Source organism: Streptomyces sp. NPDC055189 (assembly GCF_053606765.1).
Genome location: NZ_JBSGSG010000022.1, coordinates 90,897 through 112,974 on the forward strand (window position 1 = coordinate 90,897; position 22,078 = coordinate 112,974).

Annotated in this window: 19 protein-coding genes; 8 read left to right on the plus strand and 11 right to left on the minus strand. The window is 72.2% G+C overall.

Annotation, left to right across the window (positions count from 1 at the left end; genetic code table 11):
- Positions 1–132: 132 nt before the first annotated feature.
- The 7 genes from ACWFR3_RS18735 to ACWFR3_RS18765 all read right to left on the minus strand — a co-directional run bounded on the left by ACWFR3_RS18735 (position 133) and on the right by ACWFR3_RS18765 (position 7,830).
- Positions 133–990 carry an endo alpha-1,4 polygalactosaminidase gene (locus ACWFR3_RS18735; RefSeq protein ID WP_453735687.1) on the minus strand — a complete coding sequence of 286 codons (858 nt, stop codon included), beginning with the start codon at positions 988–990 and terminating at the stop codon, positions 133–135.
- Between the two features lie 360 nt (positions 991–1,350).
- Positions 1,351–2,661, minus strand: a complete 1,311-nt coding sequence (gene melA, locus ACWFR3_RS18740) for an alpha-galactosidase (protein WP_453735688.1) — start codon at positions 2,659–2,661, stop codon at positions 1,351–1,353.
- Positions 2,658–3,614 carry a carbohydrate kinase family protein gene (locus ACWFR3_RS18745; protein WP_453735689.1) on the minus strand — a complete coding sequence of 319 codons (957 nt, stop codon included), beginning with the start codon at positions 3,612–3,614 and terminating at the stop codon, positions 2,658–2,660. The genes melA and ACWFR3_RS18745 overlap by 4 nt, the downstream gene beginning before the upstream one ends.
- 42 nt (positions 3,615–3,656) lie before the next feature.
- Complete coding sequence (locus ACWFR3_RS18750) at positions 3,657–4,547, minus strand: carbohydrate ABC transporter permease (protein WP_453735690.1); 891 nt, start codon at positions 4,545–4,547, stop codon at positions 3,657–3,659.
- Positions 4,547–5,497: a carbohydrate ABC transporter permease gene (locus ACWFR3_RS18755; RefSeq protein ID WP_453735691.1), complete on the minus strand. Its 951-nt coding sequence runs from the start codon at positions 5,495–5,497 to the stop codon at positions 4,547–4,549. The genes ACWFR3_RS18750 and ACWFR3_RS18755 overlap by 1 nt, the downstream gene beginning before the upstream one ends.
- A gap of 29 nt (positions 5,498–5,526) precedes the next feature.
- Positions 5,527–6,858 (minus strand): ABC transporter substrate-binding protein, encoded by a 1,332-nt coding sequence (locus ACWFR3_RS18760; protein ID WP_453735692.1) that lies wholly within the window; start codon positions 6,856–6,858, stop codon positions 5,527–5,529.
- 150 nt (positions 6,859–7,008) lie between these two features.
- Positions 7,009–7,830, minus strand: coding sequence for an endo alpha-1,4 polygalactosaminidase (locus ACWFR3_RS18765; protein ID WP_453735693.1), 822 nt, complete (start codon positions 7,828–7,830; stop codon positions 7,009–7,011).
- Positions 7,831–8,100: 270 nt separating this feature from the next.
- On the opposite strand from ACWFR3_RS18765, the gene ACWFR3_RS18770 reads away from it, so the two are divergent.
- The gene (locus ACWFR3_RS18770; RefSeq protein WP_453735694.1) at positions 8,101–8,859 is read left to right on the plus strand and encodes a DeoR/GlpR family DNA-binding transcription regulator; all 759 of its coding nucleotides are present in this window, start codon (positions 8,101–8,103) and stop codon (positions 8,857–8,859) included.
- Between the two features lie 39 nt (positions 8,860–8,898).
- Here ACWFR3_RS18770 and hemC read toward each other — a convergent pair whose 3' ends face one another.
- Complete coding sequence (gene hemC, locus ACWFR3_RS18775; RefSeq protein ID WP_453735695.1) at positions 8,899–9,834, minus strand: hydroxymethylbilane synthase; 936 nt, start codon at positions 9,832–9,834, stop codon at positions 8,899–8,901.
- A 178-nt stretch (positions 9,835–10,012) separates the two neighbouring features.
- Here hemC and ACWFR3_RS18780 point away from each other — a divergent pair, with 178 nt between their 5' ends.
- Entirely contained in the window at positions 10,013–10,492 is a 480-nt protein-coding gene (locus ACWFR3_RS18780) for a GNAT family N-acetyltransferase (RefSeq protein WP_453735696.1), read from the plus strand.
- Here the strand turns inward: ACWFR3_RS18780 and ACWFR3_RS18785 are convergent.
- The 3 genes from ACWFR3_RS18785 to ACWFR3_RS18795 all read right to left on the minus strand — a co-directional run bounded on the left by ACWFR3_RS18785 (position 10,452) and on the right by ACWFR3_RS18795 (position 14,095).
- On the minus strand, positions 10,452–12,026 hold the full coding sequence (locus ACWFR3_RS18785) for an MFS transporter (RefSeq protein ID WP_453735697.1): 1,575 nt from the start codon (positions 12,024–12,026) through the stop codon (positions 10,452–10,454). The genes ACWFR3_RS18780 and ACWFR3_RS18785 overlap by 41 nt on opposite strands.
- Before the next feature lie 33 nt (positions 12,027–12,059).
- On the minus strand, positions 12,060–13,592 hold the full coding sequence (locus ACWFR3_RS18790) for a DHA2 family efflux MFS transporter permease subunit (protein WP_453735698.1): 1,533 nt from the start codon (positions 13,590–13,592) through the stop codon (positions 12,060–12,062).
- 89 nt (positions 13,593–13,681) lie between these two features.
- Complete coding sequence (locus ACWFR3_RS18795) at positions 13,682–14,095, minus strand: VOC family protein (RefSeq protein WP_453735699.1); 414 nt, start codon at positions 14,093–14,095, stop codon at positions 13,682–13,684.
- Between the two features lie 327 nt (positions 14,096–14,422).
- Here ACWFR3_RS18795 and ACWFR3_RS18800 point away from each other — a divergent pair, with 327 nt between their 5' ends.
- From ACWFR3_RS18800 to ACWFR3_RS18825, 6 genes are all read left to right on the plus strand, one after another.
- On the plus strand, positions 14,423–16,033 hold the full coding sequence (locus ACWFR3_RS18800; protein WP_453735700.1) for an ABC transporter substrate-binding protein: 1,611 nt from the start codon (positions 14,423–14,425) through the stop codon (positions 16,031–16,033).
- 71 nt (positions 16,034–16,104) lie between these two features.
- Positions 16,105–17,058 carry an ABC transporter permease gene (locus tag ACWFR3_RS18805; protein ID WP_453735712.1) on the plus strand — a complete coding sequence of 318 codons (954 nt, stop codon included), beginning with the start codon at positions 16,105–16,107 and terminating at the stop codon, positions 17,056–17,058.
- A gap of 20 nt (positions 17,059–17,078) precedes the next feature.
- Entirely contained in the window at positions 17,079–17,939 is an 861-nt protein-coding gene (locus ACWFR3_RS18810) for an ABC transporter permease (RefSeq protein WP_453735713.1), read from the plus strand.
- Complete coding sequence (locus ACWFR3_RS18815; RefSeq protein WP_453735701.1) at positions 17,936–19,006, plus strand: ABC transporter ATP-binding protein; 1,071 nt, start codon at positions 17,936–17,938, stop codon at positions 19,004–19,006. Before ACWFR3_RS18810 ends, ACWFR3_RS18815 begins: the two co-directional genes overlap by 4 nt.
- A complete protein-coding gene (locus ACWFR3_RS18820) occupies positions 19,003–20,082 on the plus strand; it encodes an ABC transporter ATP-binding protein (RefSeq protein WP_453735702.1) in 1,080 nt (359 codons plus the stop codon). Before ACWFR3_RS18815 ends, ACWFR3_RS18820 begins: the two co-directional genes overlap by 4 nt.
- 11 nt (positions 20,083–20,093) lie before the next feature.
- Positions 20,094–21,950: a gamma-glutamyltransferase family protein gene (locus ACWFR3_RS18825; RefSeq protein WP_453735703.1), complete on the plus strand. Its 1,857-nt coding sequence runs from the start codon at positions 20,094–20,096 to the stop codon at positions 21,948–21,950.
- Positions 21,951–22,078: the final 128 nt, after the last annotated feature.

Genomic DNA, 22,078 nt, shown 5'->3' on the forward strand with positions numbered 1-22,078 from the left:
AGTGGCTCCGGTCCGTGCCGTGCGAGTGGAATCCCGAATTCCTTTGCCCGCGGCGGGGGTTGGGGCAACTCGGGCGCCGGAAAAACCCCCTTCGGGCACGGGGAAGGGGGAAACGGGCAGAATCGGCGCGCATCAGCACTGCGCGAAGACGTAGCCCTTCGTGCCCTCTGGGGTGACGTCGCGGTCGCGGAGTGTGATGGACAGACGGGAGCCGTAGGCGTCGCAGGCGGTGCGGTAGTCCTTGCGGGTGTACTCGACGGCGAAGACCTTGTCGTCATAGGCGTCGGCGAAGTCGCCGCACTCCTTGTACGCGGCGCACTCCTCGACGACGGCGAAGTCGAAGCCGATGCGGCCCCGGTCGGGCAGGAGGTCGGTGGTGTTCTTCTGCGCGATGGCCAGGCCCCGGTCGTGGGCGCGCTCGGCGAGCAACTCGGCGAAGGCCGCGGCGTGTTCGGTGGTCAGCAGGTCGTCGGAGCGCTCGTAGGAGTCCAGGTTGTCGGGCTCGACGGCGTCGTAGCCCGACGTGGCGCAGCCGTCGATCCACGGCCCGACGACGTTCATCAGCTTCTCGCGCTTGCCGGACGTGGAGATGTCCAGGAGCGGCTCGTCCCAGTCCTCGTCGACCACCAGGGAGCCGTCGTCGTCCTTCAGGAGCAGGTCGGGGTGGGTCTTCTTCCACCAGGCGATGGCGTCGCCCGGCTGGGTCTGGAAGGCGTTGACGTAGCAGACGTTGTACAGGCCCTTGGCCGGCTTTGCCGACCGGTCGCGGGAGAGGGCCTGTACGGCGTCGTCGGGCGCGTAGGGGCCGCCGAGTTGGTAGTCGAAGACGGCGTCGGCCTCGGGCTGGCGCACGGACTTGGCCCGGTCCGTGGATGTGTCCGGGGTGTCCTTGCCGTCGTCGGTGGAGCAGGCGGCGGCCAGGAGGAGGGCGGCGGCACAGGCGGCGAGGCGGCCGGGGCGCGAGCGGTGCGGGCGGTACGGGCGGGGCATGGAGGGCTTTCGTCCGGGGTGGCAGCGGCAGGGCTGCCGCCCTTGGGCACGGTGCGCGCGGCCCCGGAGGAGCAGACCGTGCGCAAATGTGTGGCGATGTCGATCTTACGTTGTATGTCGGGCACGCCGGAGGCCGGGCCCGCGACAGCCGGCCGGGGGAGACCGGCCGCCGCGGGTGGCCGCTCGCGCGGTCACGGGCCGAGGAGGTCGGGCCAGGACGACGGAGCGGGTCAGGTGGCCGGGGCGGTTCGCTCGCCCTTGGCGGGCAGCATCCGCGCGTAGGCGGGCCGTTGCCCCAGCGCGCACTCCCGGCACTGCGGGAGAGGCGTGGGGTGCCGGGTCGGTCGCCCGGCAGGGCGGTCAGTCGCCGAGGACCTGGCGCAGGGAGGGCTGGAGGCGGTCCGCGTGGGCGCGGACCATGTCGTCGCACAGCCGCCAGATCTGCTCCACGGTCAGGGCCGCGGCGGTGGCCGGGTCGGTCATGGCCGCGTGCCGGATGTGGCGGGGCTCGTCCTCGACGGCGGCGCGCACGACCAGGTCGTTCATGCTGAGGTAGGTGCGGTTGAGCGCGGCGAGCTGCGGGGGCAGGGAGCCCGCGCGGGTGGGCTGGATGCCGGAGGCGTCCACGAGGCAGGGGACTTCGACCACTCCGTGGTCCGGCAGGTTGTCGATCAGGCCGTGGTTGGGGACGTTGCCGTACACGGTGCGCGGGGTGCCGGTGACGATGCTGTGGATGATCTGCGGGGCGTACTCCATGGTGCCCTCGACGGTGAGCGGCTCGCCCGCGGCCAGGGCGTCGCGGGTCTGGTGGTAGGCGGCGACGTTCTCGTCGACGATGCCCAGGTAGGCGCCGACCGGCAGGCGCAGGCGCTCGATCTCGCTGTCGTGGTGCAGGTACCAGGGGACGTACTCGGAGGAGTGCTCGCTGGTCTCGGTGGGGTAGTAGCCCAGGCGCCGGTACATGTCCACGCGCACCCGGCGCCTCAGCTGCTCGTCCTTGGCGATGAGTTCGTCCAGGCGGGGGTAGAGGTCGGTGCCCTGGTGCTCGAAGCGCAGGACCCACGCCTGGTGGTTGACGCCCGCGGCCCGGTAGGTGACCTCCTCGTAGGGGACGCCGACCAGGTCGGCGAGGTCGCGCATGGTCCAGTACACGGAGTGGCACAGGCCCACCACTTTGGTCAGGCCGGTGGCCTCGGTGAGGTACTGGATGTTCATGGCCATGGGGTTGGTGTAGTTCAGGAGCCAGGCGTCGGGGCACAGTTCGGCGATGTCTTCGCCCAGGGCCTTCAGGAGCGGGAAGGTGCGCAGTGCGCGGAAGATGCCGCCGATGCCCAGGGTGTCGCCGATGGTCTGGCGCACCCCGTGGGCGGCGGGGACGTCGAAGTCGGTGCGGGTGGCCTCGCCCATGCCGACCTGCACGATGTTGATGACGAAGTCCGAGCCCGCCAGGGCCTCGCGGCGGTCGGCGTGGCTGGAGACGGTGGCGTGCGCGCCCAGGTGGTCGGCGATGTATTCGGCCGCGGCCTGCGCGGTGGCCAGGCGCTCGGAGTCGATGTCGTGCAGGGCGATGTGGGCGCCCTTGAGCTCGGGGAAGGCGAAGAGGTCGGCGAGCAGGCCCTGGGTGAAGACGACGCTGCCCGCGCCGATGAAGGTGATCTTGGGGTGGTTCATGAGGCGTGCGCTCCGCTCGGAGTGGTGTGGGCGAGGACTTCGTCCCGCGTGGGCTGGGCTCGGGTGCCGCCGTGGGCGCGGGTCGAAAGAGATCCGCAGGCGACGGCGAAGCGCAGGGCTTCATGCGGGGGAAGGCCGTCGAGGAGGGCGGTGACGAAGCCGGCGTCGAAGCTGTCTCCGGCGCCGACGGTGTCCTTGGGGGTCAGGGGCAGGCCCGGTGCGCTGTGCAGCGTGCGGCCGTCGTGGCACAGGGCGCCCGCGGCGCCGTTCTTGACGACGGCGAGGGGGACGCGGGCGGCCAGGAGTTCGGCCGCCTGTTCCGGGCTGCCGGAGGGCAGTCCGGCCAGCCGCAGGGCCTCTTGGGCGTTGGGCAGCAGGACGTCGGTGTGGGCCAGGACGGCGCCCGGGGCGGCCGGGTCCCACTGCCCCGAGGGGTCGTCCTGGGTGTCCAGGGAGGTCCGCGCGCCGTGTTCGCGGGCGGTGCGGAACAGCCGGGGAAGGTCGGCGGCGAGGCGGGGCTGCAGGAAGTAGGAGGCGGCGTGCACGTGCCGGGCGGCGGCCAGGAGTTCGCCGGGGACGTCGGCGCCGCTGACGGCGGTCAATGTGCCCGGCGAGGTGAGGACGGCCCGGTCCTCGCCGCGGGTGAGCACAACGGTCAGCGGGGTGGGCCGGGAGGCGTCCAGGTGCAGGGCCCGGGTGTCGACGCCGCGCTCGGTGAGCGTGTCGCGCATGTAGCGTCCGGCGTCGTCGTCGCCGACCCGTCCGGCGAAGGCCACCTTCAGGCCCAGGCGCGCGGCCCCGCACGCCATGATCGCGGCCGAGCCGCCGAGGGTGAGGGACCCCTCGTCGACGAGTTGTTCGTGCTGGCCGAAGGCGAGCGGCCCATCCAGCGGGCCCAGGATCACATCGGGGTTGGCGTCCCCGATGACGAGCAGGTCGTACGTGTGTGGCATCGCGTTCCTTCGGATCGTGCGGGGCGGTGGTGCGGGGGCGGGTCAGCCCTTGAGGCCGCTGGAGGTGACCGAGCGGATGAAGGCCTTCTGCGCGAAGAGGAACGCGATCAGGACCGGCAGGACGGTGAGCACGTTGCCCGCCATCACCGCGGACCAGCGGGTGTGGTGCTGGCCCTGGAAGGTGGTCAGGCCCAGCTGCAGCGTGTACTGGGTGTCGTGGTTGATGGCGATCAGCGGCCAGGTCAGGTCGTTCCACGTGGTCAGGAAGGTCAGCACGGCCACCGTGGCGAGCGCGGGCCGGGCAAGGGGCAGCACGATCGAGCACAGGACCCGCAGCCGGGAGCAGCCGTCGATCCAGGCGGCCTCCTCCAGCTCCCGGGGCAGGGAGAGGAAGAACTGGCGCAGCAGGAACACCGCGAACGGGGTGACCAGGGAGGGCACGATCAGTGCGCCCAGGGTGTCGATGAGGCCCAGCTTCTTCATCACCAGGAAGGTGGGGATCATCGTCAGCTGGAAGGGCACCGCCATCGTCGCCAGCATCAGCACGAGCAGCGCGCGGGAGCCGCGAAAGCGCATCCGCGCGAACGCGTAGCCGCCCAGGGCGCCGAAGACGAGGTTGGAGGTGACCGCGACGGCCGAGACGATCGCGGAGTTGAGCAGCCAGCGCGGGAACATGGCGTTGCCCAGGACATAGCGGTAGCCGCCCAGGTCGATGCCCGAGGGCCACAGCGCCGGCGGGAACCGGTTGATCTCCGCGTTGGTCATCACCGAGCTGAGCAGCAGCCAGATCAGCGGCACGGCGAAGAGCAGCGCCAGCGGGGCGAGCAGTGCGTGCCAGCCGCTGAAGGGCAGGCGCGGGCGGCGGCGGGGCAGCGCGGCGGGTTGGGTGGTCCGGCGTGCGGTGGCCTCGGGCGCGGTGGTGGTCGCGGTCATCAGGCGGCTGCTTTCGTACGAGGGGTACGGCCGCGGGCCAGGCGCAGCACGGCGCCCACGACGAACAGGGCCAGCGCCAGGACGTAGGCGGCCGCGGCTCCGTACCCGGCGGTGAAGTTCTTGAAGGCCTGCTCCCAGATGAAGTAGACGATCACCGTGGTCGAGCCGAGAGGTCCGCCCTTGGTGGTCACATAGACCAGGTCGAAGACCTGCAGGGACTGGATGGTCTGCCACAGGAGCAGAAAGACGCTGACCGGGGTGAGCGCGGGCAGGGTGACGTGCCGCAGCAGGTGCCGGCGCCCCGCGCCGTCCAGGCGGGCCGCCTCGATCAGCGACTGCTCGACGTCCTGGAGCGCGGCCAGGTAGATGACGGTGCACAGGCCGGTGCCGCTCCACAGCGTGATGGCGACGAGCACGAACAGGGCCTGCGAGGAGTCGGTGAGGAAGCCCTGGGGCGAGATCCCCAGGTGGTGCAGGACGGAGTTGGCCGCCCCGAAGTCGGGATCCAGGATGAAGGAGAACAGCACGCCCTGGGCGGTGGCCGAGATGACGAACGGCACGAAGAACAGGGTGCGGTACAGACCCACGAAGCGGATGCGCCGGTTCAGCGCCAGGGCGAGGGCGAGCCCGATGACGATGCTCAGCGGCACGTACAGGAGGGTGTAGAGCAGGGTGTTGCGCACGGCCTGGCTGAAGTTGGGGTCCTGGGACAGTGCCCGGTAGTTGTCGAGGCCCACCCAGCGGCTGGGTGTGACCAGGTCGTTGGCCTGGAAGGACAGCAGCAGCGACCAGATGACCGGCAGGACGCTCAGGCCCAGGATGACGAGCACCGCGGGGGAGACGAACGCCCAGGCGGTGGCGGTCTCGCTGCGGCGCCGGCGGCGCAGGGCGCGGCGGCCGGAGGAGGCGGGGTCCGGGGGCAGGGTCAGGGGGCGGGGAAGTGATGGCATGACGGGTGTCCTCGGTGTCCTTGGCGTCCTCAACGCGGTATCAGCAGGGCGGCGTTGGCCTCTTCGGCGCACGAGCGCACGGCGTCGGCGGGGCTCTTGCGGCCGAGCAGCACGGAGACGACCGCCTGCCCGAGCGACTGGGAGATGCGGGGGTAGGCCGGGTGCACGGGCCGCACCCGCGACGAGGTGAGGGCCTTGGTGAACACCGGGAGGCCGGGCATCTGCTCGCTGTGCTCGCGCCAGGCCGGGCGGTCCTGGCTGCGGCGGCTCAGCGGCAGGCTGCCCGCCTCGACGGCCCACCTGCTGTCCTGGACGGGCTGGTTGAGCCAGGTCACGAAGGTACGAGCGGCCTCGGCGCGGGCCGGGCCGTTGTCGAAGACCGTCCAGGTGTCGGGGCCCGAGATGGTCACCGGACGCCGGCTGAAGCTGGGCATGGGCACCACGTGGTAGTCGACCTTGGCCTGGGTGATGTCCGGCAGCTGCCAGGGACCGGTCGGCACCATGCCCATCCGGTTGGACAGGAAGACCTGGTACATCTGCTCGCTGCCCGGCTTGGGGTCGATGTAGACGCTCTTGTCGCGCGCCAGGTCCCGTACGACCTCAAGGGCGCGCACGCCCTCCTTGGCGAAGCCGATGCTGTGCCCGTCCTCGCCGATCACGTCGCCGCCCAGGTCCCACACCATCGGCCACATCCGCCACACGGTGTCCTCGTCGCCGGTGCCGGGCCACCCGGTGCCGAAGCGTCCCTTGGAGGCATCGGTCAGGCGCCGCGCGGTGTCGGTGAACTCCTGCCAGGTCCAGCCCGCCTCGGGCAGATCGACCCCGGCCTCGGCGAACAGCTTCTTGTTGCAGACCACGGCGAGACAGTCCAGGACCGCGGGCACCGCACGGACCTTGCCGTTGATGGTGACGGCCTCCCGGGCGGGCGCCCACAAATTGCGCCAGGGCGTCGGCGCGTCCCGCACGTGCGCGGTCAGGTCGACGACCTCGGGGCTGCGGGCCACGCTGGCCAGGTCGGAGCCGAAGACGTAGGCGATGTCGGGGTAGGAGCCCGCGGCGAGCGCCGCGGTGACCTTCTGGAGCATGGCGTCGGCCAGCACGCCGCCGCCCATGTCGACGCGGATGTCGGGATGGGCCCGGTGGAACCGCTCCACCAGGCCTTTGATGACCTTGGCCGCGGAGTCCGTCTGGCCGTGCCACAGCTGGATGGTCACCCGCCCGTCGGGGCCGACCCCGTCGGCGGGCCCCGTGCCGCAGCCCGCCAGGGCGCCCCCGCCCGCCACCATCGCCGCCGCGCCGCCCGCGCCGCGCAGCACACCGCGCCGCGAGGGACCTCCCGGTGCTCGGGGTCCTGCAGCCATCACTACCTCCAGGGGATCGGGGTGCGCCCGCGGCGCGTGAGGGCCATGGGACGGAAACGTCGCACGGCGGCGGGGAGGTGGAGCGGGGGGCCGCTGCGCGGGCGAGGCGCGTGGCGGACAGCGACGCGCCCGGCCCGCGACGGCCGGGGGTCAGCAGGTCTTGCGTACGTATCCGCTGCTGCCCGCGGGGGACACGTCGACGTCGCGGCGCACGATGCTCAACTCATCGCCCCAGCCCGCGCAGGACTTGCGCAGACCGTCGGCCGAGTACTCGATGACCACGACGTCGTCGCCGAACGCGGCGGTGTAGTCCCCGCACTCGTCGTACACGCCGCACTCCTCGGCGACGGCGAAGTCGAGCCCGGTCTCCTCGCGCGCCTCGGCCAGCTGCGGGGTGTTCTTCTGCGCGGCGGCCAGGCCCTGCTCGTGGGCGCGCGCGGAGAGCAGCTTGACGAACGACTTGGCCTGGGAGGCCGTCAGCAGGTCCGGGAAGCGGGTGAAGGTGTCGTAGTTGTCCGGCTCGATGGCCTGGAAGCCCTTGTCGGCGCAGCCGTCGATCCAGCCGCCGACCTTGGCGGCGATCCGCTTGCGCTTGTCGGCGGTGCGGATGTCCAGGACGGCCTCGCCCCAGTCGCCGTCGTAGACGACATCGCCGCCCGCGTCGCGCAGCAGCAGGTCGGCGTCCCAGTCCCCCTCGGCCCCCGGCTGGGCCTGGAAGGCGTTGAGGTAACAGATGTTGTAGAGGCCGGGCGCGGGGGCGGCCTCCCGGTCACGGCTGACGACCTTGACCCCGGCCGGCGGCGTGTACGCGCCGCCGATCTGGTAGTCGAACCCGGCATGAGCCGGTGGCAGCGCGACGTCGGACGGACCCGCGGACGCCGTGGAGGGGAGGGCGAGCAGGCAGGCGGCGGCGGTGGCAGTGAGGGCCGCCGACGCGGCGACACCCCTGCGCAGAACACGGTTGAGGCTCATCTCAGAGCTCCGAACAGCTGAGGGCACGTCCCCGCCTCGGACACGCGAAAGGGTCCTGGCGACTTAGTCCGGGCTCATGGCCGAAGCCAACTACCGGCTAGGCGTACCTCTGCGCCGAGTGCTCGACATCGGCGTGCCAGGGAGTTAATCGAGCAGCTTCAGTCATGTCAAGAGCAGGGGACTGCAGAGCACTTGGTGAAATCGCGCAGAAACGCGCAGTAATTCTGCGGGACTCTGCTCGGAACGGAGATTGCGGACTATGCTCGCCCAGTGCTGAGAAGCGACCGCCATGCGCGGATACTTGAGCACGTCTTAGCCCGGGGCAGCGCGGACGTGCGGCAGTTGGCCGGACTGCTCGGGGTCTCGCAGGCCACCGTGCGCCGCGACCTGGCCCGGCTGAGCGAGCAGCGGCTGCTCGAGCGCACGCACGGCGGCGCGGTCCTGGGCGGCCTGAGCATCGAGGTGCCGCTGAGGCACCGGGTCGACCAGCGCTCGCCACAGAAACAGGCCATCGCGCAGGCCGCCGCCGACCTGGTCCCCGCCGGTGCGGTGGTCGGTCTCACCGGCGGCAGTACCGCCACGGAGGTGGCCCGGCTGCTCGCCGACCGCGGCCCCGTCACGATCGTCACCAACGCCGTGAACATCGCCGCCGCCCTCGTGCTGCGCCCGGCCGTCACCCTGATCGTGGTCGGCGGCACCGCCCGCAGCGAGAGCTACGAACTGGTCGGCCCCATCGCCGAGAAGACCCTCGCCGACCACCACACGGACATCGCGTTCCTGGGCGTGGACGGCATCAGCGCCGTCCACGGGTGCACCACGCACGACCAGTTGGAGGCGGCCACCGACCGCGCCTTCGCCGGCCACAGCAGCCGCACCGTCGTGGTCGCCGACCACACGAAGATCGGCCGGGCGACGTTCGCCAGGATCTGCCCGGCGGCCGGGGTGCACACCCTGGTCACCGACGCCGGGGCGCGCGGCGGCGAACTCGACGCCATCGCCGCCCTCGGCGTGCAGGTCACCGTCGTATGAGCCCTTGTACGCATCGCTGCGGGAGCCCCGCGTGGGCCGTCAGTGCGCGATGGAGTCGATCAGTTCGCGGGCGCCCTGGCGCAGCAGCGTCACCGCCACCGACGTGCCCAGCGTCGCCGGGTCCAGCGGCCCGGCCCACTCGTGGGCGTTGAGGACCGTCTTGCCGTCCGGGGTGAAGACCCGGGCGCGCAGCGAGAGATCGCCGCCCCGCTCGCAGCGCGCGTACCCGGCGATGGGGGAGTTGCAGTGCCCCTGCAGGACGTGCAGGAACATCCGCTCGGCGGTGGCCTCCCGCCAGGCTTCCGGGTCCCCGAGCCCCGAGACGGCGTCGATGGTCCGCGTGTCGTCCTCGCGGCACTGCAGCGCCAGGATCCCGGCGCCGATCGGCGGGCACATCGCCTCCACCGACAGGACCTCGGTGACCACGTCCATGCGGTCGATGCGCTCCAGGCCCGACACCGCGAGCAGCAGCGCGTCCGCGTCGCCCGCGGCCAGCTTCTCCATCCGGCGCCCGGCATTGCCGCGCATCGGCACGCACTGAAGCTCCGGGTGGGAGGCGGCGAGTTGGGCGATGCGGCGCACCGAAGACGTGCCGATGCGGGTGCCCGCGGGCAGTTCGTCCAGGGTGCGGCCGCCGGGGTGGATGAGCGCGTCACGGATGTCGTCGCGCTTGAGGAACGCGGCGAAGGTGGTGCCCGCCGGCAGCGGCCGGTCCGCCGGTACGTCCTTGACGCAGTGCACCGCCAGGTCCGCCTCCCCGGCAAGCAGCGCCGCGTCGACCTCCTTGGTGAACGCACCCTTGCCGCCGAGCTTCGCGAGGTCCCCCATCCAGCGGTCCCCGGAGGTCGTGACCGGCACGACCTCGGTACGGATCCCCGGGTGCAGCACGGCGAGTTCGGCGCGGACGCGCTCCACCTGGGCCAGCGCCATGGGGGAGGAACGGGAGACGATGCGGATCAGCTCAGGAGCGGACATGCGCACCACGATATGGGCTTGCGGCAGAGGGCCGTTAAAGGACTCCTCGGTCCGGCCGGGACCCCGGCGGCGGCCGGTTCCGGGGTGCGCCGCGCGGCGAGCGCTCATAGCGTGAACAACAGTCGGTGCCCGTTGCCGCCTTCGTGCAGGTCCCGGCGTCAGTCCCCTGGGAGGTCCCATGTCCGCCCCCGCCGCTCACCGGCAGTCCCCGATCGTCCTCGAACGGATGGCTCCCACCCATCTGGCCGACGTCCTGGCCCTGGGCCACGAGCTGTACGACACCTCGGTCAAGCCCTACACGTCCTGGTCGCTCTCGGCGATCACCGGGCACATGGACGCCGACGCCTCCTCCTGCTGGGTGGCGCTGGACGGCGGCGTGCTCGCCGGGTTCGTCTGCGGCTCGATGGGCTTCGACCACCGTGCGGACTGGGGAAACCTGGAGTGGATCGCCAGCGCCCCCGCCTACCAGGGGCGGGGGGTCGCCAGCCATCTGGTGCAGGCCTGTTGCGCGACACTGACCGCCGCCGGTGCCGCCGCCGTGGTCACCGACGTCGAGTCGCGCAACACCGCCTCGGCCGCGCTGATGCGGCGCAACGGCTTCAAGGAGAGCGTCTCGGTCACTCTTTTCGTGCGCGACGCCCCCGACGCGATGGCCTGACGGGCCCCGGGCCGTCCCCCGCACAGCCCTTGCCCGGCTCCAACGGCGGTGCGGAAACGCCCAGATGGGACCGGCAGCGCGGTGTGTTGCCCGCGTCCTGGTGCCAGGCGGCCGGACGCGGGCGGATGAAGACCGCGGCCGTGGCCGCCGCCAGGACGAACAGGCCCGCGCAGCCCACGGCCGCCTTGCCGAACGCCGTGTTCAGCGCGTCCGGATTCGTGTACGCCGTCCCCGACAGGCCCACGGCCAGCGGCAGTGCGGCGACGACGAGCATCTGGGCGACCCGCGCCGCGGTGTTGTTGACGCCGCTGGCCAGGCCCGCGCGCCCCGCGTCGACCGAGGCGAGGACGGTGGCCGTCAGCGGCGCCACGAACACGCTCATCCCCAGGCCCAGGATCACCACCGCGGGCAGGACCTCGGTCACGTACGAGGCGCCGGGCTCGATCCGCAGCATCAGGAGCGCACCGGCGCCCGCGATCAGCGGCCCGGCGACCAGCGGCAGCGTGGGGCCCACCCGCCGCGACAGATCGCCCGCGGCGGCCGAGAGCAGCAGCATCAGGACCGTGATCGGCAGCGTCGCCGTGCCGGCCTGCAGCGCGTCGTAGCCCAGCGTCGTCTGCAACTGCACCGGCAGCATGAACAGGAGCCCGCCGATGGCCGCGTACAGGCACAGCGTCATGGCGTTGGCCGCGCTGAACAGGCGGGAGCGGAAGAGGGACAGCGGCAGCATCGGGTTGCGGCGGCGGTGCTCGACCACGACGAAGGCGACGCCCGCCGCGAGCCCGCCGAGCCCCGGCAGCAGGGCGGCGGCCTTCGACGCATCACCCGAGGCGCCGATCAGCGCGAAGCTGATGCCCGCCAGGAACAGCGCCGCCAGGCACGCACCCGTCACGTCGAACGGCTTGTCCGCGGCGCCCTCGGCCCGGCTCTCCGGCACATGACGGACCGCGAGGAGCACCAGCGCGGCCAGCGGCACATTGATCAGGAAGATCCACCGCCAGCCGGGCCCGTCGATCAGCCAGCCGCCCAGGAACGGCCCGATCGCGCCCGCGACGCCGCCGAGCCCCGACCAGGCGCCCACCGCGCGCGCCTGGTCCTGCGACCGGTACGACGTACGCACCAGGGCGAGCGAACCCGGCGTGAGCAGCGCACCGCCGATGCCCTGCAGCGCCCGCGCCGCGATGAGCATCCCCGCGTCCTGCGCGAGCCCGCACAGGGCGGAGGCCAGGGCGAACCACACGACGCCGATGACCAGGGTGCGCCGCCGCCCGATGCGGTCGCCCAGCGCCCCGCCGAGCAGCAGCAGCGCCGAGAGCGTGAGCATGTAGGCGCTGACGACCCACTGCAGGGCGCCGATCGAGGCGTCCAGGTCGCGGCCGAGCGTGGGCAGCGCGACGTTGACCACCGTGCCGTCCAGCATGGCCATGCCGGAGGCGAGCACGGCGCAGGCGAGCACCCAGCGGCCCCGCGCCGAGGCCAGCGCGACACCGCCGTCGGAGCTTTCCGTCGCCGAAGCCTCGGATGCGGTTGCCATCGGCCCTCCGTCCGTCCTGCAGGCGCTTGGTGCCTACATGTGCACCGCGCCGCCGCCCGCGTCCGAGTGGACCGGAGCTCCCCGGCGGTACAGCACGACCGTAACGAGCAGGCCGACCGCGAAGAAGACCGCCGACCACCAGTACGCGGTGGAGTAGCTCTCCATGGCCGACTGGGCCTGCACCTGCGGTGTGGGCTGCCTGCCCACGAGGTAGTTGGCCGCCGCGCTGGTGGCCAGGGAGTTGAGCAGGGCCGTGCCGATCGAACCGCCCACCTGCTGGCTGGTGTTGACCATCGCCGAGGCCACGCCCGCGTCGTGCGAGGCGACGCCCGCGGTGGCCATGCTCATCGCCGGGGCGAAGACCAGACCCAGGCCCAGACCGGCGACGAGCAGCGGCGGCAGGACGTGCGCCGCGTAGGTGCTGTGCACGTCGAGGGCGGTCAGCCAGGCCATCGCGGCCGCCGCAAGGCCCATGCCCAGGGGCACGATCGGCTTCGCGCCGAACCGCGGGACGAGCGAGTTGGTCGTGACGACGGAGATCACCACCATCACGGCGACCATCGGCAGGAACGCGAGGCCGGTCTTGACGGGCGTGTAGCCGAGGATCTGCTGGAGGTAGTACGTCAGGAACAGGAAGACGCCGAACATGCCGGCGCCGGAGATGAACATCGCCAGGAACGAGGCCGCGCGGTCCCGGTCGAGCACCACCCGCAGCGGAAGCAGCGGATGGGCGGCCCGCGTCTGCCACCAGGCGAAGGCGGCCACCAGGACGGCGCCGACCACCAGGAAGCCCCAGGTCTGGACGTCGCCCCAGGCGTGCGACTCGGCGTTCGAGAAGCCGTAGACGATGCAGAAGAGGCCCGCGGAGACAAGGACGGTGCCGGGGACGTCCAGCTTGGGCCGGTCCGCGGGCCTGCCGCCGTGCAGCAGCCGGGCGCCGCCGAGCATGGCGAACACCGCGAAGATCAGATTCACGTACAGGCACCAGCGCCAGTCCAGGTACTCGGTCAGTACGCCGCCCAGGAGCAGGCCGACCGCGCCGCCCGCGCCCGCGATGGCGCCGTAGATGCCGAACGCCTTCGCCCGTTCCTTGGGGTCGGTGAACGTCGTGGTGAGCAGGGAGAGCGCGGCGGGCGCGAGGAGGGCGCCGAAGAGGCCCTGCAGCGCCCGGGCCACCACCAGCATGGTGAAGCTGGTCGCCGCGCCGCCGAGGGCCGAGGCGAGCGCGAAGCCGCCGAGTCCGGCGAGGAAGACCAGTTTGCGGCCCACCAGGTCGGCGATCCGCCCGCCCAGGAGCAGCAGGCTGCCGAAGGCCAGGGCGTACGCGGTGACGATCCACTGGCGGTTGCCGTCGCTGAACCCCAGGTCCCGCTGGGCCGACGGCAGCGCGATGTTCACGATCGTGGCGTCCAGGACCACCATGAGCTGGGCGATCCCGACGACGCCGAGGATCAGCCAGCGGTGCTCGTGGCTGCCGCCGCTCTCGTGCGGGGCGGGTGAGGCGGTGGCTCCCGCGTCGTGCACCGCGTCGGAGGGCTCCGGCGCGGGTGAGGGCGAGCGGTCCATCGGTGCCTCCAGAGGCCCCCCTGTCACGCAGGACATCCCCGTAACACCGTAGATGCGCTGCTCAGAGCCCGCGACCGGGGCCCGGCCGGTCAGCCCTGCGGCTCGCTGATGTTGACCATCCAGGGGATGCCGAAGCGGTCCGTGCACATGCCGAAGACGTCGCCCCACATCTGCTTCTCCAGCGGCACCGCCACCGAGCCGCCGGCGGAGAGCTTCTCCCAGTAGCCGCGCAGCTCGGCCTCGTCGTCTCCGCTCAGGCTCACCGAGAAGTTGTTGCCCGGCGTGTGGTCCATGCCCGGCGGGGTGTCGGCGCCCATCAGGGTGAAGCCGTTCGGCGCCGCCAGCATGCCGTGCATGATGTTGTCCGCGATCGGCGTGCCCTGCTGACCGGCCTCGCCGAAGGTGTGGAGCGCGAGGTCGCCGCCGAAGACCTCCTTGTAGAACTCCAGCGCCTGCCGGGCGTCGCCGCCGAAGCTCAGATACGGGTTCAGTCGCGAGACCATGGAAACCTCCCGGAACGGGGTGAAAGGTCAGTTGCGCGGAGACTAGCGCGGCGCACTGACAACGGCCCGGCGAGAGCGGGCGGGAGGGCTGCGGCGCATCGCGCGAACGGCCTGCCACACGTCGTCCCCTGATGGACGGAAGTCGGCCGGAAAGTCCGCTGGATGTAGTGCCCATCCATTTGTCGCACCCGGTTATTCAATCTTCATCAAATCCGGTCCGGCATCCGGACGGACCTCTTGTGTGCGGACTGTATGCGAAATACGTTCTGCCGTATTCCTTGATCGTCCACGATCAGCCCGGAACCACCCTGGCGGAGGTACCTACCCGTGCGCCGAAAAGCGGTTGCCCCGGCGGCAGTTGCCCTGGTGATGTCCATGACGGCGGGCTGCGGATCCCTGCAGTCCTCGGCCACCGAGGTCGGCGGTGAGCGCATGACCGACGACCGCCCCGTGCGCGACGGGGGCACCCTCACCGTCGCCCTCAACGCCGACCCGGACAAGCTCGATCCGACCCTCGCGCAGACCCTGGTGGGCCGCACCGTCTTCGCCGGGATGTGCGAGAAGCTCTACGACATCGACGAGCACGGGACCGTGATCCCGCAGCTCGCCACCGCCCTGCCCAAGACCTCCGGGGACGGCCGCACCGTCACCTTCTCCCTGCGCAGGGGCCTGACGTTCAGCGACGGCACGAAGCTGGACGCGGCCGCCGCCGTCACCTCGCTGCTCCGGCACCGTGACCTCGCCGGCTCGGCGCGCGCCACCGAACTCGCCCCGCTCACCGGGGCGGAGGCGACCGGACCGTACACCGTGAAGCTCACGCTCAAGCAGGCCTACGTCCCCCTCACCGCCGTCCTCGCGGACCGCTCCGGCATGGTGATGTCGCCCGCCGCACTCAAGAAGTACGGCAAGAACTTCACCAACCACCCCTCCTGCGTGGGCCCGTTCAAGTACGTGGAGCGGGTCGGCGGCGACCGCATCGTGCTCGCCAAGGACCCCCGCTACTACGCGGCCGACAAGGTCCGCCTCGACAAGGTCATCTACAAGCCGATCCCCGACGGCAACGTCCGCCTGGCCAACCTGCGCTCCGGCGACATCCAGGTCGGCGACCAGATGACACCCGTCGACGTACGCAGCGCGCTGACCGAGCCCGGGCTCCAGCTCTTCAACTCCCCCTCGCTGGGCTACCAAGGCATCGGTTTCAACGTCGGCAACGTCAAGGGTCTCGGACAGAAACCGGGGCGCATCGACACGCCCCTCGCGAGCGACCCGCGGGTCCGTGAGGCCTTCGAGCTCGCCATCGACCGCGACCTCATCAACAAGGTCGTCTTCCAGGGCATGTACGAGCCCGCCTGCGGCCCCGTCTCGCCCGAATCGGCCATCGCACCCGGCGTCAAGGCGTCGGCCTGTCCCGAGCGCGATGTCGCCAGGGCCAGGCAGCTCCTGAAGGAGGCCGGGGTGAAGACCCCGGTGCGCATCGAGTTGAAGGTGTCCACGACGCCCGAGCACAGCCGCCTCGGGCAAGTCATCCAGGCCATGACCAAGGAGGCCGGGTTCGCCGTCACGCTGCGCCCCACCGAGTACGCCACGATGCTCGAGGAGACCGACTCCGGGCACTACGACGCCTTCACCAGCGGCTGGTCGGGGCGGCTCGACCCCGACGGCAACATCGCCAGCTTCCTGCAGACGCGCGGCGCGATGAACGCCTACGGACTCTCGGACCCGGCCATCGACCGGCTCGTCGAGCGCGGCCGGGCGGAGGCCGACCCGGAGGAACGCGCCGAGATCTACCGGGAGTTGACCCGAAAAGCCCGTGAACGGCGCGGGCTCATCTACCTCTACCGGCAGAAGAACTACATCGTCACCGGCAAGGACGTCGCCGGCGTCCGCGTCTACGGCGACGGCCTGGTCCGCCTCACGACTGCGGGGTACGCACGATGAGCCCGAACCCGCCCCGCACGAACCCACTGCGCCTGCGCACCGCCCGCCCGCGCCCCGTGCGCCTGAGCCCCATGACGTCCTATCTGCTCACCCGCGTCCGCCAGTCCCTCATCACCCTCGTCCTGGTCAGCATGGTCGTCTTCGCCGGTATCCGCGCGCTGCCCGGCGACCCGGCGCTCGCCCTCGCGGGCGAGGAACGCAGCCCCGAGGCGCTCGCCGCGATCCGCGCCGACTACGGCCTGGACGACAACATCGCCGTCCAGTACGGGCGGTTCATCGGCCACGCCGTCACCGGTGACCTGGGCACCTCGTCGCGCACCGGCCTGCCCGTCGCCGACGCCATCACCGCGGCCCTGCCCGTCACCCTCGAACTGGCCGCCCTCTCCCTGCTGCTCGCGGTCGTGGTCGGCATCGGCGCGGGCATCGTCGCCGCCGTGCGGCGCGGCAAGCCCGAGGAGTGGCTGGCCAACGCCCTGGCCCTGCTCGGACTCTCCGTGCCCACCTTCTGGCTCGGCATGGTCCTGGTCCTCGCCTTCGCCATCGCCCTGCCGGTCTTCTCGGCCTCCGGATACGTGCCCTTCGCCACCGACCCGCTGGACAACCTGCGCCGCATGGTCCTGCCCGCGATCGTCCTGGGCTCGGGGCTCGCGGCCGTCGTGATGCGCCAGACCCGGGCGGCGATGCTCGACTCGCTCTCCGCCGACTACGTGCGCACCGCGCGCGCCAAGGGCCTGTCCCGGCGCGAGGTCATCGGCGGGCACGCGCTGCGCAACTCCCTGGTCACCGTCGTGACCGTGCTCGGACTCCAGCTCGGCCACCTCATCTCCGGGGCCGTCGTCACCGAGCAGATCTTCGTCCTGCCCGGCTTCGGCAAACTCACCATCGACGCCGTCTTCACCCGCGACTACGCGACCCTGCAAGGCGTGGTGCTGTGCACCTCCGCCGCGTACATCCTCATCAACCTGCTGGTCGACGTGGCGTATTCGGTCATCGACCCGCGCATCCGGCTCGGAGGTGCCCGGTGACGACAGCGGTACTCACCACCCTGGGGCGGATACGCTCCGCGAGCGCGGGCAGCGGCAAGCTGCGCGCCCTGCGCAAGAACCGGCTCGCCATGACCGGCGCCGTCATCGCCGCCGTGTTCGTCCTCGTGGCGCTCTTCGCACCCCTGGTCGCGCCCTACGACCCCGCGCGCCCCGACTTCGCCAACGCCCTGGCCGCGCCCGGCTGGTCGCACTGGCTTGGCACCGACGACCTCGGCCGCGACCAGCTCTCCCGCGTCGTGTACGGGGCGCGGGCGTCCATGCAGGTCGGCGTGGTGGCGGTGGCGCTCGCCTTCGTCGTCGGCGTACCGCTCGGCCTGCTCGCGGGCTACTACGGCAAGCTCGCCGACAGCGTGGTCTCGCGGCTGACCGACACCATGCTCGCCTTCCCCTTCCTGGTGCTGGCCGTCGGGCTCGCCGCGGTGCTCGGCCCCTCGCTGACCAACGCGACCATCGCGATCGGCATCTCGCAGATCCCGGCCGTCATCCGCATCACCCGCGCGGAGACCCTGCGGCTGCGCCACGCCGACTACGTGGCCGCCGCCGTCGCCAACGGCGGCGGGGACGCCACCGTGCTCCTGCGGCACATCCTGCCCAACGCCACCTCCGCGCTGACCGTCCAGGCCACCGTCGGCATCCCCGCCGCGATCATCGGCGAGGCGCTGCTCAGCTTCCTGGGCCTCGGCGTGCAGCCCCCGGAGGCCTCGCTCGGCGTGATGCTCTCCGGCGCCCAGTCCTTCCTGGCGCCCGCCCCCTGGATGGCCGTCTTCCCCGGCCTCGCCGTCGTCGCCGCCACCCTGGCGTTCAACCTGCTCGGCGACGGCCTGCGGGACGTCCTGGACCCCCGAGGAGCCACCCGATGACCGAGCACCCGAAGGCCGAGCACCTGACGACCGAGCAGATGACGACCGAGCCGGTGCTGAGCGTGCGCGACCTGTCGGTCTCCTTCCGCTCCGACACCCGCACCGTGCACGCCGTCGACCACCTCTCCTACGACGTCGCACCGGGCGAAGTGCTCGCGGTGGTCGGCGAGTCGGGGTGCGGCAAATCCGTCACGGCGATGGCCGTGATGGGTCTCCTGCCGCCCACCGCGCGCATCGACGGGTCGATCAGACTCGGCGGGAGCGAGCTCGCCGGCGCGAGCGAGAAGGAACTCGGGAAGGTCCGCGGCAAGGACATCGCGATGATCTTCCAGGAGCCGATGACCTCCCTGAACCCCGTCCTGACCATCGGCCGGCAGATAGGCGAGGTGCTCCGGCGCCACCAGGGCCTGTCGAAGAAGCAGGCACGCGAGCGTGCCGTCGAACTCCTGGACCTGGTGGGCATCCCGGCCCCCGCCCAGCGCGTGGACGAATACCCCCACCAGCTCAGCGGCGGCATGCGCCAGCGCGTCATGATCGCCATCGCGGTCGCCTGCGACCCGTCCGTACTGATCGCCGACGAGTCGACCACCGCGCTCGACGTCACGGTCCAGGCGGGCATCCTCGAAGTCCTGCAGTCCCTGCGCGAACGGCTCGGCACCGCGATCGTGCTGATCACCCACGACCTGGGCGTGGTGGCCGACACCGCCGACCGAGTCCTGGTCATGTACGCGGGCCGCCCCGTCGAGCAGGCCCCGGTGGACGAGCTGTTCGCCCGGCCGCGCCATCCGTACACCCGCGGCCTGCTCGGCGCGGTCCTGCGGCCGGGCGGGCAGGGCAAGCGGCGCCTGCCCGAGATCCCCGGCCTGGTGCCCAGCCTCGACGCGCAGCCCGACGCCTGCACCTTCGCCCCGCGCTGCGCCCACGCCGACGACCGGTGCACGACGGGCAGGCCCGGCTTCAAGGCCGTCTCCCGCGACGCTGGGGCCGACGCCGCACACCGGGCGGCCTGCTGGCACCCGCAGGACGCCCCCGTGCTCACGCTCACCACCCGGGAGGCCGGACAGTGATCCCCGCGCAGTCACCGCACACGCCGGACGGCGCCGCCGTGCCCGTACTCGAACTGCAGGACCTGGAGCGGCACTTCGCCTCGCCCGGCGGCACCGTGCGCGCCGCCGACGGCGTCACGCTGAGCGTCGGCAAGGGCGAAGTCGTGGGGCTGGTGGGGGAGTCGGGCAGCGGCAAGTCGACCGTGGGGCGCTGCGCCGTACGGCTCGACGAACCCACCGGCGGCACCGTCCGCATCAACGGCACGGACGTCACCCGCCTCTCGCGGCGCGCGCTGCGGCCCCTGCGCAAGGACTTCCACCTGGTCTTCCAGGACCCTTCCTCCTCGCTGGACCCGCGCATGACCGTCGGGCAGATCATCGCCGAGCCCCTGCGCCTGCACGCCCTCGCCAAGGGCGACGCGGCACGCGCGCGCGTGGCCGAACTCCTGGCCCGGGTGGGCCTGCGCCCCGAGCACGCCGACCGGCATCCGCACGAACTCTCCGGCGGGCAGCGCCAGCGCATCTCCATCGCCCGCGCGCTCTCCGTCGACCCGGACCTGCTGGTGGCCGACGAGCCCACCTCCGCCCTGGACGTCTCGGTCCAGGCCTCGGTCCTCAACCTCCTCGCCGATCTGCAGCGCGACCGCGGCTTCGGGTGCCTGTTCATCACGCACGACCTGGCCGCCGTGGAATTCCTGGCCGACCGCATCGCCGTCATGTACCTGGGCCAGATCGTCGAACAGGCGCCGACCGCCGAGCTGTTCGCCGACCCCAAGCACCCCTACACCCAGGCGCTCCTGTCCGCCGCCCCCGTACCCGACCCGGCCCTCCAGCGCACCCGCGAGCGCATCGTCCTCAGCGGCGAACTGCCCAGCCCGCTCGCCCCGCCGCCGGGCTGCCGCTTCCACACGCGCTGCCCGCTGGCCGTGGACCGCTGCCGTACCGAGGTGCCCGCGCTGCGCGAGCTCCCCGGCGGCGACGGTGACGGCGGCCGGCGCGAGGTCTCCTGCCACCTGGTCGCCGACGACGGCACGGCTCCGGACGCGGCCGCCGCCCCGATCCTCCGTACGATCCCCAGTACCCGCACCGCACGCTAGGAGCAGAACTCTTGTTCACCACTAGGCCGACCCTCCAAGGCACCTTCGGCATGGTGTCCTCCACCCACTGGCTCGCCTCGCAGTCCGCGATGGCCGTCCTGGAGGACGGCGGCAACGCCTATGACGCGGCCGTCGCCGCCGGTTTCGTCCTGCACGTCGTCGAGCCGCACCTCAACGGCCCGGCGGGCGAGGTGCCGATCATCCTGGCGCCCGCCGGCGGGGAGGTTCGGGTCCTGTGCGGGCAGGGCGGTGCGCCCGCCGGGGCGACCGTGGAGCACTACCGCTCGCTCGGCCTGGAGCTGGTGCCGGGCACCGGGCCGCTCGCGGCCGCCGTGCCGGGCGCCTTCGACGCGTGGATGGTGCTCCTGCGCGACCACGGGACCAAGTCCCTCGCCGACGTCCTCAAGTACGCCATCGGGTACGCGCAGGACGGGCACGCGCCCGTGGAGCGCGTCGGCGAGACCGTCGAGACGGTGCGTGAACTCTTCGAGACCGAATGGCCCTCCTCGGCCGAGGTCTACCTGCCCGGCGGCAACTCTCCGCGCCCCGGCGAGCTCTTCCGCAACCCGGCGCTCGCGTCGACCTGGCGCCGCGTGGTCGAGGAGGCGGGCGACGGCTCGCGCGTCGAGCAGATCGAAGCCGCGCGCAAGATCTGGAGCGAAGGATTCATCGCCGAGGCGCTGATACGCCAGGCGGCCGTCCCCACGATGGACACCAGCGGCTCGCGGCACACCGGCACGCTGACCGCCGCCGACCTCGCCGGATGGGAGGCGGCCTACGAGGCTCCGGCGACGTACGACTGGAACGGCTGGACCCTGTGCAAGGCGGGCGGCTGGAGCCAGGGCCCGGCCTTCCTCCAGCAGCTCGCCGTGCTCCCCTCCGCGCTCGCGGACCTGCCCGCGTACGGCTCGGCCGACTACGTGCACCTGCTGATCGAGGGCTGCAAGCTCGCCATGGCCGACCGCGAGGCCTGGTACGGCGACGCGGAGGGCGACGGCACGGTCCCCGTCGCCGAGCTGCTCTCCCCGGCGTACAACGACGAGCGGCGCACCCTCATCGGCGAGAAGGCCTCGCACGAACTGCGCCCGGGCAGCCCCGGCGGGCGCACCGCGAGGATCTCCGCCCACGCGCGGGCGGTGGCCGACGGAGAGCCCGGCTTCGACGCGCTCGGCCTGCCCGGTGCGGGCGCCGGCGAGCCGACCGTCGCCAAGAGCGGCACCTCGCCGGTGCCCGGCGAACCGGCCGTCTCGGCGGACGGCGCCACCCGCGGCGACACCTGCCACCTGGACATCGTCGACCGCTGGGGCAACATGGTCGCGGCCACGCCCAGCGGCGGCTGGCTGCAGTCCAACCCGGTCGTGCCCGAACTGGGCTTCCCGCTCGGCACCCGCCTGCAGATGGCGTGGCTGGAGGAGGGTCTGCCCAACTCCCTCACGCCGGGCCGCCGTCCGCGCACCACCCTGACCCCGTCCGTCGCGCTCAAGGACGGCGTACCGGTGATGGCGTTCGGCACCCCCGGCGGGGACCAGCAGGACCAGTGGCAGGTGCACTTCTTCCTGGCGGTCGCCCTGCGCGAGACCGTACGCGGCGGCCTCGACCTCCAGGGCGCCATCGACGCCCCCAACTGGCACAACGACAGCTTTCCCGGCTCCTTCTACCCGCGCGGCATGCGCCCTGGCAGCGTCACGGTCGAGTCCCGCATGGACGAGGCCGTCATCGAGGAGCTGCGGCGGCGCGGGCACGACGTGACGGTCGGTGAGCCCTGGTCGGAGGGACGGCTGTGCGCGGTGGCGCGTGATCCGCGCACCGGAGTGCTCTCGGCCGCGGCCAACCCGCGCGGGATGCAGGGGTACGCGGTGGGGCGGTAAGAGAGCCCCGAAGGGGCGCGGGGAACTGCGCGAGGACGGACCACGATCCGCGGTCGGCGACGCCGCGAACCCGGCAGACGCACATCCGAAAAGACCGACCGCCGGTCGGGTACGCGGTACCGCGTACC